10 protein-coding genes are annotated in these 12,977 nt (G+C 69.8%); 5 read left to right on the top strand and 5 right to left on the bottom strand.

Annotated elements, in window-relative coordinates:
• The first annotated feature begins 142 nt into the window (after positions 1–142).
• Both NF20_RS12815 and NF20_RS12810 read left to right on the top strand, forming a co-directional pair.
• Entirely contained in the window at positions 143–700 is a 558-nt protein-coding gene (locus tag NF20_RS12815; protein WP_003875581.1) for a DUF3558 domain-containing protein, read from the top strand.
• The gene (locus tag NF20_RS12810; protein WP_003875582.1) at positions 697–1,266 is read left to right on the top strand and encodes a DUF3558 domain-containing protein; all 570 of its coding nucleotides are present in this window, start codon (positions 697–699) and stop codon (positions 1,264–1,266) included. Before NF20_RS12815 ends, NF20_RS12810 begins: the two co-directional genes overlap by 4 nt.
• 26 nt (positions 1,267–1,292) lie before the next feature.
• Here NF20_RS12810 and NF20_RS12805 read toward each other — a convergent pair whose 3' ends face one another.
• Together NF20_RS12805 and NF20_RS12800 are read right to left on the bottom strand one after the other, a co-directional pair.
• A complete protein-coding gene (locus NF20_RS12805) occupies positions 1,293–1,796 on the bottom strand; it encodes a SixA phosphatase family protein (RefSeq protein WP_011724134.1) in 504 nt (167 codons plus the stop codon).
• A gap of 31 nt (positions 1,797–1,827) precedes the next feature.
• Entirely contained in the window at positions 1,828–3,246 is a 1,419-nt protein-coding gene (locus tag NF20_RS12800) for an HNH endonuclease signature motif containing protein (RefSeq protein ID WP_033717305.1), read from the bottom strand.
• Positions 3,247–3,504: 258 nt separating this feature from the next.
• Here NF20_RS12800 and NF20_RS12795 point away from each other — a divergent pair, with 258 nt between their 5' ends.
• From NF20_RS12795 to NF20_RS12785, 3 genes are all read left to right on the top strand, one after another.
• Complete coding sequence (locus tag NF20_RS12795; protein WP_011724136.1) at positions 3,505–4,656, top strand: metallophosphoesterase family protein; 1,152 nt, start codon at positions 3,505–3,507, stop codon at positions 4,654–4,656.
• A complete protein-coding gene (locus NF20_RS12790) occupies positions 4,653–7,283 on the top strand; it encodes an AAA family ATPase (protein ID WP_011724137.1) in 2,631 nt (876 codons plus the stop codon). The genes NF20_RS12795 and NF20_RS12790 overlap by 4 nt, the downstream gene beginning before the upstream one ends.
• A 63-nt stretch (positions 7,284–7,346) precedes the next feature.
• Complete coding sequence (locus NF20_RS12785; RefSeq protein WP_011724138.1) at positions 7,347–8,591, top strand: alpha/beta hydrolase; 1,245 nt, start codon at positions 7,347–7,349, stop codon at positions 8,589–8,591.
• Here the strand turns inward: NF20_RS12785 and NF20_RS12780 are convergent.
• Genes NF20_RS12780 through NF20_RS12770 form a run of 3 tightly spaced genes read right to left on the bottom strand, consistent with a single transcriptional unit; the run spans position 8,578 to position 12,972 of the window.
• Positions 8,578–10,254, bottom strand: a complete 1,677-nt coding sequence (locus NF20_RS12780) for an ABC transporter family substrate-binding protein (RefSeq protein ID WP_009975665.1) — start codon at positions 10,252–10,254, stop codon at positions 8,578–8,580. The genes NF20_RS12785 and NF20_RS12780 overlap by 14 nt on opposite strands.
• A gap of 10 nt (positions 10,255–10,264) precedes the next feature.
• The gene (locus NF20_RS12775) at positions 10,265–12,100 is read right to left on the bottom strand and encodes an ABC transporter ATP-binding protein (RefSeq protein ID WP_011724139.1); all 1,836 of its coding nucleotides are present in this window, start codon (positions 12,098–12,100) and stop codon (positions 10,265–10,267) included.
• Complete coding sequence (locus NF20_RS12770) at positions 12,097–12,972, bottom strand: ABC transporter permease (protein ID WP_024636893.1); 876 nt, start codon at positions 12,970–12,972, stop codon at positions 12,097–12,099. Before NF20_RS12770 ends, NF20_RS12775 begins: the two co-directional genes overlap by 4 nt.
• Positions 12,973–12,977: the final 5 nt, after the last annotated feature.

Below are 12,977 nucleotides of genomic sequence, written 5' to 3'. Positions count from 1 at the left end.
CGCCGCCGGATCGTCACCGCGTCAAGGCTCGTCGCCGGCGGCGCCGAAATACCTGCTCAGGCGCGTCGGTGGTTGACCCGCTGGGCGGCCGCTACAGTGCATCGTGTGGACCAGCAGCGGGCAGAACGGAAGCAGGGTGGCGGTGCGGCGTAACACGAGGGCGCTGGCTCTCGTCGCGTCAGCCTTGACGATCCTGATCCCCGCGACCGCGGCCTGCTCCGACTCCGGCGGCTCCAAACCCGGGGCGACGACGTCGTCGGCGCCGCAGAACGGCCAGGGCAACCACGGGCCGATGTTCCCGCAGTGCGGCGGCATCAGCGACCAGACGGTCGCGGAATTGACCAAGGTGAGCGGCCTGATCAACACCGCGCGCAACTCCGTCGGATGCCAGTGGCTCGCGGGCGGCGGAATCCTCGGGCCGCACTTCTCCTTCTCCTGGTACCGCGGCAGCCCGATCGGGCGCGAGCGCAAGACCGAGGAGCTCTCCCGCGCCAGCGTCGACGACATCAACATCAACGGCCACAGCGGCTTCATCGCCGTCGGCAACGAGCCCAACCTGGGTGATTCGCTGTGCGAGGTGGGCATCCAGTTCTCCGATGACTTCATCGAATGGTCGATCAGCTTCAGTCAGAAGCCGTTCCCGCCGCCCTGCGACATCGCCAAGGAACTGGCCCGGCAATCGATTGCGAACTCGAAATGATGGCCATGATGCGTCCCGGACCGCGCCGCAGCACCGCTCGCGCCGCGGCGACCGTGTTGTTCCTCGCGCTGCTGGTGCTGACGGGCTGTTCCCGCTCGATCGCGGGCAACGCCGTCAAGGCGGGCGGCAACGTTCCCCGCAACAACAATTCCCAGCAGCAGTACCCCAACCTGCTCAAGGAATGTGAGGTGTTGACCAGCGACATCCTGGCCAAGACCGTGGGTGCGGACCCGCTCGACATCCAGAGCACCTTCGTCGGCGCGATCTGCCGGTGGCAGGCCGCCAACCCGGCGGGGCTGATCGACATCACCCGGTTCTGGTTCGAGCAGGGCAGCCTGTCCAACGAGCGCAAGGTCGCCGAGTTCTTGAAGTACAAGATCGAGACCCGCAACATCGCCGGGATCGATTCGATCGTGATGCGCCCCGACGACCCCAACGGCGCCTGCGGGGTGGCGAGCGACGCCGCCGGGGTGGTCGGGTGGTGGGTCAACCCGCAGGCACCCGGCATCGACGCCTGCGGCCAGGCCATCAAGCTGATGGAGCTGACGCTGGCGACCAATTCCTAGCCTCACCTTGGCTCGGCCGATGAGCCTCAGCGCGCAACGACGAAGTCGCTCAGCGTCGCCGCCCCGAGTTCCAGCTCCGTCCACCGGCACGGCACCGCGAGCACCGCGATCGCCGACGTCGGAAACTTGTTCGAGATGCGTTCGGCCGCAGCGGGATTGGCGCCCCTGCCGCCGCCCAGGCCGAGCGCAAGGGCCGACATCGTCGGCTCGTGTCCGATGACGAGCAGCGTGCTGACGTCGTCGCCCACCGTGTTGATCTCGTCGATGACGATGCCCGGGGTGCTGGCGTAGAGCCGCTCGCTATATCGCACCGGCGCCTCGATGTGGGTGTTGCGCAGCGTCTCCCGGGTGCGCGTCGCGGTGGAGCACAGCACGGCATCGATGGCGGGCGCGCCGGCGCGCAGCCAGTCGCCGGCCAGGCCGGCCTGCCGGATGCCGCGCGGCGCCAGCGGCCGATCATGGTCGGCGACGCCGTCGGGGTAGTCCGACTTCGCGTGCCGCATCAACAGCAGGGTGCGTCGGCCGGTCACGGCCAATCAGATTAGACGGCGGCAGGGTCGATCAGGCCGCGTGGTCGTCACCCTGGTCGGCTTCTTGTTCGCCGTCAACTTCGTCCTCGCCGTACTCACCCCGGAGGAGTTTTTCGGGGTGGTGGAAGGTGTTGGTGCGGGGTTGGTTTCGGTCTAGGTGGGGTGGTGGGAGCCATTGGGTTTCGCCTTTGGCGTTTTTGTGGGTGGTCCAGGCGCCGGGTTGTAGGAGGCGGTGGTGGGGTCCGCAGGCGAAGGTCAGGTCGTTGATGTCGGTGGTGTGGCAGGTGGCGTAGTCGGTGCAGTGGTGCACTTCGGCGTAGTAGCCGGGCACGGTGCAGCCGGGGGCGGTGCAGCCGCGGTCTTTGGCGTATAACACGATGCGCTGTGCGGGGGAGGCCAGGCGTTTGGTGTGATACAGGGCCAGGGCTTTGCCGTGGTCGAAGATGGCCAGGTAGTGGTGGGCGTGCCGGGATAGCCGGATCACATCGGAGATGGGCAGCAGGGTGCCGCCGCCGGTGAGCCCTTTGCCGGCGGCGGTTTCGAGGTCGGCCAGGGTGGTGGTGACGATGATGGAGGCCGGGAGTCCGTTGTGTTGGCCGAGGTTTCCTGAGGCGAGCAGGGCGCGCAGGCCGGCCAGCAGCCCATCGTGGTTGCGCTGGGCCGCCGAGCGGGTGTCCCCCTCGATGGCCTGCTCGGTGGGATTGCCGTCCACGCACGGGTTTTCATCGAGGGGGTTGCACATGCCGGGGGCGGCGAGTTTGGCCAGCACCGCCTCGAGGGTGGCGCGCAGTTCGGGGGATAGCCAGCCGCGGAGTTCGGACATGCCATCGGCGTGTTGGTTGCCGAGGGTGAGGCTGCGGCGGCGGGCGCGGTCCTCGTCGCGGTAGAGGCCGTCGGGGTTGAGGCAATCGGCCAGCGTGCCGGCCAACGCGGCGAGGTGTTCGGGCCGATACCGGGTGCCTTCCCTGGCGAGGTCGGTTTCGGCGCGCTCCCGGGTCGCCTGGTCGATCCAGCCGGGCAACTGGTGGCAGAACTTGCGGATCACGGCCACCTGCTCGGGACCCAACGACCCGGCCCGTTGTGCGGCCGCGGTGGCCGCCAGCAGCGGAGGCAACGGTTCCCCGGTCAGCCCGACGCGGGGGCCCAGGTCGGCGGCGGTGTGCACCCGCCGGGCGGCCTCGGCGCGGCTGATCAGCGTCGCCTCGGCGATCGCATGCGAAAGCCGGCCACCCAACTCCGCCGGGCTGGCTTGTCGGGCAACGAGATTGATCAGCTGGTGTTCGGCGACGGGCAGGCGCCGTCGGGCTTTTTCGCAGCGCCCCAATAGCGCCAGGCATTCCCGCGGGGTCAAGCCGTCGAAACCGAGCGCCGCCACGCCGTCGAGCGCGGCATCGAGCGCATCGAAGGCCGCGCTGATCGCGTCCCGATCGATGATGCCGCCCGAACTCATGCCCCCGAAACTAGGGCAGCCCACCGACAGAAAAGCCCGCAATGTGACCACAGAAACGAAAGTGACATAAGAGATTTAGTCGGGCGCCTCCGAGCGTGCCGGTGGCCCACGACCCCAACCGGCGATCAAGCCCGCCCCATCGAGACCCGGCGGATTCTCCCTTCGAGACCTGCCGATCGACGTCCCGCGTCTTGTCGGTGCGCAGACCTAAACTCGCGATGCCCTGATAAACACGCACTTCGAAAGGGGGTCGCCGGCATGCGATTCCTGCACACCGCCGACTGGCAGCTGGGCATGACGCGGCACTTCCTCGCCGGTGATGCCCAGCCCCGCTATTCGGCGGCCCGCCGCGACGCGGTCGCCGGGCTGGGCGCGCTCGCGGCGGAGGTCGGCGCCGAGTTCGTCGTCGTGTCGGGCGACGTGTTCGAGCACAACCAGCTTCCGCCGAAGGTGGTCGGGCAGTCACTGGAAGCCATGCGCGCCATCGGAATTCCGGTGTATTTGCTCCCGGGCAACCACGACCCGCTGGACGCCTCGTCGGTGTACACCAGTGCGCTGTTCACCGCCGAACGTCCCCACAACGTGACGGTGCTCGATCAGGCCGGCGTTCACCCGGTCCGCCCCGGGCTGCAGCTCGTCGCGGCGCCGTGGCGGTCCAAGGTGCCCACCACCGACCTGGTCGGCGAGGTTCTCGACGGCCTGCCCGAGACCGACGACACCCGAATCCTCGTCGGGCACGGCGGGGTTGACGTCCTGGACCCCGATCGGGACAAACCCTCGCTGATCCGGCTCGCCAAGCTCGAGGACGCGCTGACCCGCGGCGCCGTGCACTACGTGGCGCTGGGCGACAAGCACTCGCTGACCCAGGTCGGCCGCAGCGGCCGGGTGTGGTACTCGGGCTCGCCGGAAGTCACCAACTTCGACGACGTGGAAGCCGACCCGGGCCATGTGCTGATCGTCGACATCGACGAGGCCGATCCGCGCCGCCCCGTCTCGGTGACCGCCCGGCGCGTCGGATGCTGGCGATTCGTCACGCTGCACCGGCAGGTCGACAGCAGCCGCGACATCGCCGACCTGGACATGAATTTGGACCTGATGACCAACAAGGACCGAACCGTGGTGCGCCTGGCGCTGACCGGTTCGCTGACCGTCACCGACCGCGCCGCGCTGGACGCCTGCCTGGACAAGTATGCGCGGCTGTTCGCCCACCTGCGCACCTGGGACAGCCACACCGAGCTGGCCGTGATCCCGGCCGACGGCGAATTCAGCGACCTGGGCATCGGAGGCTTCGCCGCCGCCGCGGTCGAGGAGCTGGTGGCGACCGCGCGCCAACAGGATTCCGACACCGCCGCCGACGCGCAGGGGGCGCTGGCGCTGCTGTTACGGCTCGCCGATCGGGGCGCGGCGTGAAGCTGCACCGGCTGACCCTGACGAACTACCGCGGCATCGCGCACCGGGAAATCGAATTCCCCGACCACGGTGTGGTGGTGGTGTGCGGCGCCAACGAGATCGGCAAGTCGTCGATGATCGAGGCCCTGGATCTGCTGCTGGAGGCCAAGGACCGCTCCACCAAGAAGGAAGTCAAACAGGTCAAGCCCACCCACAGCGACGTGGGTGCCGAGGTTTCGGCCGAAATCAGTTGCGGCCCATACCGATTCGTCTACCGCAAACGGTTCCACAAAAAGTGTGAGACGGAGCTGACGGTGATCACGCCGTACCGCGAACAGCTGACCGGCGACGAAGCCCACGAACGGGTCCGGGCGATGCTGGCCGAGACGGTGGACAGCGACCTGTGGCATGCCCAGCGCGTGCTGCAGGCGGCGTCGACCGCCGCGGTGGATCTGTCGGGGTGCGACGCGCTGTCCCGCGCGCTCGACGTCGCCGCCGGCGACAGCGGCGGGCTGTGCGGCACCGAGCCGTTGCTCATCGAACGCATCGACGCCGAATACGCGCGCTATTTCACCCCGACCGGACGCCCGACGGGGGAGTGGGCCGCCGCGATCGCCCGGCTTGCCGACGCCGAGGCCGCCGTCGCCGAATGCGCGGCCGCCGTCGCCGAGGTCGACGAGCGGGTGTCCCGCCACGCCGCGTTGACCGAACAGGTGGCCGACCTGTCCCAGCGGCGCATCGCCGCCGGCCCGCGAGTGACGGCCGCGCGGCAGGCCGCCGACCGGATCGCCGAGCTCACCGCCCAGCGCCGGGAAGCCCAGCTGGTCGCCGAGGCCGCGGCGGCCACCAAAGCCGCGGCGGCCCAGGCCCACTCCGGCCGGCTACAACTGCTCGCCGACATCGACACCCGGGCCGCCGCCGTCACGCAGACACATGCTCAGGTCCAGCAGGCCGCGGCCGACCACGCGGTGGCCCAGGCCGACGCGCAGGCCTGCGACACCGCGCTGCAGCACGCCACCGAGGCCCTGGCCGAGCTGGAGCGCCGGGTGCAGGAGGCGCAGCGCACCGTCGAGCGGTCGGCCGGCCGCGAGGAGGCCGACCGGTTGGCCGCCCGGCTGGACAAAATTGATGCCATCCAGCGCGATCGCGAGCGCATCAGCGCCGAGCTGAGCACCATCGCGGTCACCGAGGAGTTGCTGCGCCGCATCGAGGACGCCGCCGCCGCGGTCGACCGCATCGGCGACCAGTTGGCGTCGACGTCGGCGGCCGTCGAATTCACCGCGGTAGCCGACATTCACCTGGTGATCGGCGACCGGCAGGTGTCCCTGCCGGCGGGGCAGAGCTGGTCGATCACCGCCGTCGGGCCCACCGCGGTCGAGGTTCCCGGTGTGCTGACCGCCCGCGTCACCCCGGGCGCGACCACCCTGGATGTGCAAGCGAAACACGCTGCGGCGCAACAAGAACTGGCCGCAGCGCTGACGGCGGGTGCCGTTGCCGACCTTGGCGCCGCCCGATCCGCCGACCAGCGGCGCCGCGAGCTGCAGGGCACTCGCGACCAGCTCGGCGCCACCCTGGCCGGATTGTGCGGCGACGAGCCGCTCGACGAGCTGCGGTCGCGGCTGGCCCGGCTGCGCGCCGAGCATCCGGAGCAGCCGGCCGCGCCGACGGGTGGGGCCGCCGACCTCGCCGCCGCCCGCACCGAACTCGAAGCGCTCGCGCAGGCCCGCGCCTGCGCGTCGGCCGAATGCGTCACGCGCCGTCAGGCCGCCACCGCAGCGGCCGCCAGGCTTGCCGAAACCGCCACGGCGGCAACGGTTCTGCAGAACAGGCTGGACACCCTGCGGGCCGAGCTGGACGCGGCCACCGGTCGGCTGGCCGCCGAGCGCGCGTCGGTCGGCGACGAGGAGCTGGCGGCGTCAGCCGATGCGGCGCTGCGCGCCGAGCAGGCCGCCGAACGTCGGGTCGCCGAACTCGCCGACGCCCTGGCCGCGGCGTCTCCGGACTCCGTCGCCGCCGAATTAGCCGATGCCACACAGGAATCCGAGTCGCTGCGGGAGCGCTACGAAGAAGCGGCCGGCGCGCTGCGCGAGGTGACGATCGAGCTGTCCGTCTTCGGCAGCGAGGGGCGCCAGGGCAAGCTCGACGCCGCGGAAACGGAGCGCGAGCACGCCGCCAGCGAGCACAGCCAAGTCGGCCGCCGGGCCCGCGCCGCCCAGCTGCTGCGCTCGGTCATGACGCGGCACCGCGACACCACCCGGCAGCGTTACGTCGAGCCCTACCGCGCGGAATTGCAGCGGCTCGGCCGTCCGGTGTTCGGCCCCACCTTCGAAGTCGACATCGACAGCGACCTGTGCATCCGCAGCCGCACCCTCAACGGCATCACCGTGCCCTACGAGTCCCTGTCCGGCGGCGCCAAGGAGCAGCTGGGCATCCTGGCACGGCTGGCCGGCGCCGCGCTGGTCGCCAAGGAGGACGCCGTCCCGGTGGTGGTCGACGACGCGCTCGGTTTCACCGACCCGGACCGGCTGGCCAAGATGGGGCAGCTGTTCGACAGCGTGGGAAGCCACGGGCAGGTGATCGTGCTCACCTGCAGCCCGGACCGGTACGACGGCGTCAAGGGCGCGCACCGCATCGACCTCAGCGCTTAGCCCGCGCGGCCGAGCCGCCGGCCGGCCCCGCCTGCAGAATGGGACCATGGCGGTCCGACCCGAATGACGATGAACGCAAAGCGGCGGCGCATGCAGCAGCGGCTGGCGAAACTGCCCGGTGTGCGCGCCGTGCGCCGGCCGATCTCGCCGGACACCGCCGACGAGTTCGACCTGTACTACGTGCGCGCCGGCCGCAAGTCCCGCCACCCGGTGGTCATCATCCCCGGCGGGCCGGGCGTGGCGTCGGTGCAGATGTACAAGGGGCTGCGCCGGCGCGCCGCTGCGGCCGGTCTCGACGTCATCATGATCGAACACCGCGGGGTGGGGATGTCGCGTCACGACGACGCCGGCGCCGACCTGCCGCCGGAGGCGATGACGGTCAATCAGGTGGTCGACGACGTGGCGGCGGTGCTCGACGACGCCCGCGTGGATTCGGCGGTGGTCTACGGCGCGTCGTACGGCACCTACATCGCGTCCGGCGTGGGCGTGCGTCATCCCGCCCGGGTGCACGGGATGGTGCTCGATTCGCCGCTGCTGTCCCGGCACGACATTGTGATCGTGCGCCGGGCGATTCGCCGGCTGCTGCTGCGCGGCGACAGCCCCGAAACCGCTTCGCTGGCACCGAAAATGCGCAAACTTGTCGACGCCGGGCTGATGACCGCGACGGCGACACAGGTGGTGGCGACGATCTACGGCTACGGCGGGGCGCGGCTGCTCGAGCGGCAACTCGACCTGCTGCTGGATGGCCGAAAACTGTTGTGGTGGACGCTTTCCCGCTTCACCACCCTGCGCAACCTGCCGTTTCGGTATGAAGAGGACCTGGTGAGCCGCATCGCGCTTCGCGAGCTGGACTATGCCGCCGAACCGGACGGTCTGCCGCTTGACCCCGCCGTGGCAGAACGCGAAGTACGCACGCAGACAGCGACTTTCGAGGACGAGCCCTACGACCTGCCGGCCGAGATGCCGAGCTTCGACTGGCCCACCGCGGTGGTGTCCGGCGGTCGCGACCTCATCACCCCACCGGCGGTCGCCGAGCGCGTCGCGTCGCTACTGCCCCATGCGGTGCTGCTGAGCCTGCCGGACATGGCGCACAGCGCGCTCGATTTCCACGAGGCCGTCGCGCTGGCCAGCGCCGACGCGGTGCTGCGCGGCGACCTGGCCGGACTCGCCGCCCGGGCCTGCACCCTGAACGCGCTTCCGCCACGCCCCGAGGTGCGGCTGCTGTGGGCCCTGATCGCGGCGGCCGCCATGATCGAGGGCGCGCTGCCGATCCCGGCGCCGCTGCGGCGCCGGCTCAGCTGCGGGTGAACCCGATCGCGGTGTAGTTCAGATCGCCCAGACCCGCGGCGCCGAAGTTCGCCAGCGTGCTGCGTACCGCGACGTCACCGGGCGACTGCGTCAGCGGCAGGCTGAACCCTTCCGCCCAGATCAGCTTGTCCAGGTCGTTGGCCAGGGCGCGCGCCTTGTCCGGATCGAGCTCTTGTAGGGTGCGTTCGATGGCGGCGTCGATCTGCGGGCTGCCGATCTTGCCGAAGTTGCTCTCCCCGTCGGACTTGTAGATCTGGGTCAGCGCCGAGAGCGGGAATGCGTCACCGAGCCAACCGAATTGGGCCATGTCGAAGGCGCCGACGTTGATGTAGTTGGTGAAGAATCCGCTGCCCGCGCGGGCGACGAGTTCGAGCCTGACGCCGATTTGGGCCAGGCTGTGCTGCGCGATCTGGGCGAACTGCCGGCTGCCCTGGGCGTCGTAGAAGAGATCGCGGATGACCAGCTGCCGCCCGTCCTTCTCGCGGAACCGGCCGTGCAGCTTCCAGCCCAACGCGTCGAGCTCCCGGCCGGCCGCGGCCGGGTCGTAGGGAACCGTCGTGCTGTTGTCCTGATAGCCCTGTTGTCCGGCGACGTAGATGTGATTGCCCAGCGCCACCGGGTTGCTGGTGAGGCCGTACTGCACCACCTTGGCGATGGTCTGCCGATCGATGCCCTTGGACACCGCGACGCGCAGCGCCCGGTCGGCCAGGATCGAGCCGGGGGCGCCGTTGAAGGTGAAGTGGGACCAGGCCGGGGCGGGGGCGCGCCGGATCGAGATGCCCGCGGTGTGCTCGGCGATGGTCAGCTGATCGAGGGTGCCGACCCCGGTGGCGTCGATCGTGTTGTTCTGCAGCGCCGGCAGCCGTGCGGCGTCGTCGAGTACCAGGTAGGTGATGCTGTCCAGGCGCGGCCGCGTCCCCCACCATTTCGGGTTGCGGCTCAACACGATCCGCTGCGTGGTGCGATCCAGTGACGACACGATGAACGGGCCGGCCGACGGTCCGGGCCCCTCGAGCTGACCCTTGTTGAACGCCTCCGGCGTGGCGGTCATGCTCTTGGGCAGCAGCATGCCGTTGCCCGCGAACATGCCGCGCCACTCGGCATACGGCTTGGCGAAGGTGACGACGGCCTGCCGGTCGTCGACGCCGCGGGTCACCGAGGCGACGCGCTCGGCCCCGCTGGACCCGGCGATCTCGAACGTCTTGTCGGCGCCGCTCAGCGCGTGGATCTGGCTGGCGATGTCCTCCCAGGTGATCGGGGTGCCGTCCGACCACACCGCCTTGGGATTGATCGTGTAGGTCACCACTTGCGGTGCGGTGCCGGTGAGTTCGACGCTGGTGAAGTAGTCGGTGTCCACCGTGGTCGAGCCGTCCGGGCCGATGACGAAGGCCCGCGGCAAGGTGGCCTTCATCATCGCCGAAACGTCGGCGGAGTTTCCGTCGATGTGCAAGATGTTGAAGTTGGGCGGGAAGTCGGTCAGCGCGAGGCGCAGGTTGCCGCCGTCCTGCAGGGTGGCCGGATCGCGCGGGTTGATGTCGCTGGTGGTGCCGATCCGCGCGTTCTGCCCGGTTTCGGGAACCAGGTTGATGGCCGGTGAGCAGCCCGCCACCGCCAGCACGACCGCGGCGACCAGCGCGGCCGGCCGAAATCCGCAGCGCCCCAAGCCAAGCCCGCTAGCCACGGCTGCCCGGATTCGGTTGTGGCACCGCGTCCAGCAGCCGCCGCGTGTATTCGTGTTGCGGGTTGCCGAAGACCTGACTGCTGTCGCCCTGCTCCACGATGGATCCGGCGTACATCACTGCCACGTCGTGGGCGAGATGCTTGACCACCGAAAGATCATGGGAGACAAACAGATAGGACAGTTGAAATTGCGCTTGCAGGTCCAGCAGCAGGTTGATGATCCCGGCCTGGATGGACACGTCGAGTGCGGAGACGGGTTCGTCGAGCGCGAGGATCTTCGGTTGCAGCGCCAGCGCTCGCGCGATACCGATGCGCTGTTTCTGCCCGCCGGAGAACTCCGCGGGGTAGCGGGCCGCGTCGGCCCGTCGCAGCCCCACAGTCTCGAGCAGCTCGGCGACGCGCGCGTTGGTGTGGTCCTTGTCGAAGCCGTTGGCCCGCAACGGTTCGGCGAGCAGCTCGAAGACCGGCAGCCGCGGGTCCAGCGACGCGACCGGGTCCTGGAAGACCACCTGGATGTCGCGTCGCAGCGAGCGTCGGCTCGCCGGGCTCAACGCGGCGACGTCGGTGCCCAACACCTCGATGGACCCCGATTGCGGCGCAACGAGTTCCAGGATCTCGTGCAGGGTGGTCGATTTCCCCGACCCGGACTCGCCGACGATGCCCAGGGTGCGGCCCTGTCGCAGCTGGAAACTGATCCGGTCCACGGCTCGCACTTCGCCGGCGCTGCGGCGTAACACGCCCTTGGTCAGCCGATAGGTCTTGGACAGCTCGCGCACCCGAACGACGACGGGCGAGTTGGCCGGCTCGCCCGGGTGGGGTTGGGTGCGCACCCCGTAGATGTCGGCTGCGCTGCGCCCGTCGACCTGGTCGGTGCGGATGCACGCCGCCCGGTGATCGGGGCCGACGGGCAGCAATTCCGGTTCTTGTGAACGGCATTCGTCGATCGCCAGCGGGCAGCGCGGGGCGAACGGGCACCCCGGATCCAGGCCGGCCAGCGACGGCGGCGCGCCCGGGATCGGCACCAACCGGGTGCCCTGGGCGGCGTCCAGTCGCGGCACCGAGCCCAACAGGCCCACGGTGTAGGGCATTCGGCGGTCCCGGTACAGGCTCGCCACCGCAGCCGATTCGACGACCCGACCGGCGTACATCACCAGCGCCCGGTCGGCGAGCTCGGCGACCACCCCGAGGTCGTGCGTGATGATCAGCACCCCGGCGCCGGTGATGTCGCGGGCCGTCTTGAGCACCTCGAGGATCTGCGCCTGCACGGTGACGTCCAACGCGGTGGTGGGCTCGTCGCAGATCAGCAGGTCGGGGTCGTTGGCGATCGCGATCGCGATGACCACGCGCTGTCGCTCCCCGCCGGACAGCTCGTGCGGAAACGCCCGGGCGCGTCGCTGCGGCTGCGCAATGCCCACCAGCTCAAGCAGTTCCACCGCGCGGTCGCGGGCGGCCTTCCTGCCCACCCGTGGCTGGTGGATCGTGATCGCCTCGGCGATCTGATCGCCGACGGTGTACACGGGCGTCAGCGCCGACATCGGATCCTGGAACACCATGCCGACCGCCCGGCCGCGCAACCGCGACATCGCGTCGTCGCCCAGGCCCAGCAACTCGGTGTCGTGCAACCGGACCGAGCCGCGTACCCTGGCGTGCTCGGGCAACAGTCCCATCACGGCCATCGCCGAAACAGACTTCCCCGAACCCGATTCGCCGACCATGGCGACGACTTCCCCCGGTTCGATGCGATAGCTGATGCCGCGCACCGCGGTCACCGGCGCATCGCCGGCCGGGAAGGTGACGGCCAGGTCGGTCACCTGCAGCAGCGGGCTCATCGGCGACCACCGCGGGCCGGCCCGCTGCCGGGGTCCAGCGCGTCGCGCAGGCCGTCGCCGGTCAGGTTGGCGCACACCAGGATCAGCACCAGGACGCCGGCGGGAAACAGGAACACCCACGGAAAGGTGGTCGCCGACTGGGTGCCGTTGGCGATCAACGTCCCCAGCGACACGTCCGGCGGCTGGACACCGAAACCCAGGAAACTCAAACCTGTTTCGGCCAGGATGGCCGAGGCGACGTTGAGCGCGGCGTCGATGATCAGGATGGACGCCACATTCGGCACCACATGCCCGACGATGATACGACGGCTGGACACACCCATATACCTTGCCGCCCGGATGAATTCGCGCTCGCGCAAGCTCATCGTCATGCCCCGCACCATGCGCGAGCTGACCATCCAGCCGAACCCGGCCAGCAGCAGGACGAGCATCAGGATATTGGCGGAGTTCTTGGTGCGCGGCGTCACGATGGCGATGAGGATGAAGCTGGGCACCACCAACAGCAGGTCCACCAGCCACATCAGCACCCGGTCGCGCCAGCCACCGAAATAGCCGGCGATCGAGCCGACGGTGGCGGCGATGCCGGTGGAGATGACCGCGACGCAGACACCGATCAGCATCGACTTCTGCATCCCGCGCAGGATCTGCGCCAGCAGGTCCTGTCCCAACGCGTTGGTGCCCAGCCAGTGGCGCGCGTTCGGCGGCTGCAGCAGCGCGTCGAAATCGAGGTCCTGATAGGAATATGGGAGCACCGCGGGCAGCGTGTAGCAGCCGACGAACAACAGCACCAACAGCGTCAGCGAGGTCACCGCCAACCGGTTGCGGCCGAACCTGCGCAGCACCAGCGTGCGCCGCGAGGCGAAGCCCGCCACTTCGT

The organism is Mycobacterium sp. MAC_080597_8934 (assembly GCF_000523975.1).
Classification (GTDB): Bacteria; Actinomycetota; Actinomycetes; order Mycobacteriales; family Mycobacteriaceae; genus Mycobacterium; species Mycobacterium avium.
This window is presented reverse-complemented; position numbering and strand designations above follow the sequence as displayed.

Coding starts and splice junctions, on each gene's coding strand:
- NF20_RS12795 (WP_011724136.1), top strand. CDS start 3,505: ATGCGATTCCTGCACACCGCCGACTGGCAGCTGGGCATGACGCGGCAC.
- NF20_RS12810 (WP_003875582.1), top strand. CDS start 697: ATGATGGCCATGATGCGTCCCGGACCGCGCCGCAGCACCGCTCGCGCC.
- NF20_RS12775 (WP_011724139.1), bottom strand. CDS start 12,100: ATGAGCCCGCTGCTGCAGGTGACCGACCTGGCCGTCACCTTCCCGGCC.
- NF20_RS12800 (WP_033717305.1), bottom strand. CDS start 3,246: ATGAGTTCGGGCGGCATCATCGATCGGGACGCGATCAGCGCGGCCTTC.
- NF20_RS12785 (WP_011724138.1), top strand. CDS start 7,347: ATGACGATGAACGCAAAGCGGCGGCGCATGCAGCAGCGGCTGGCGAAA.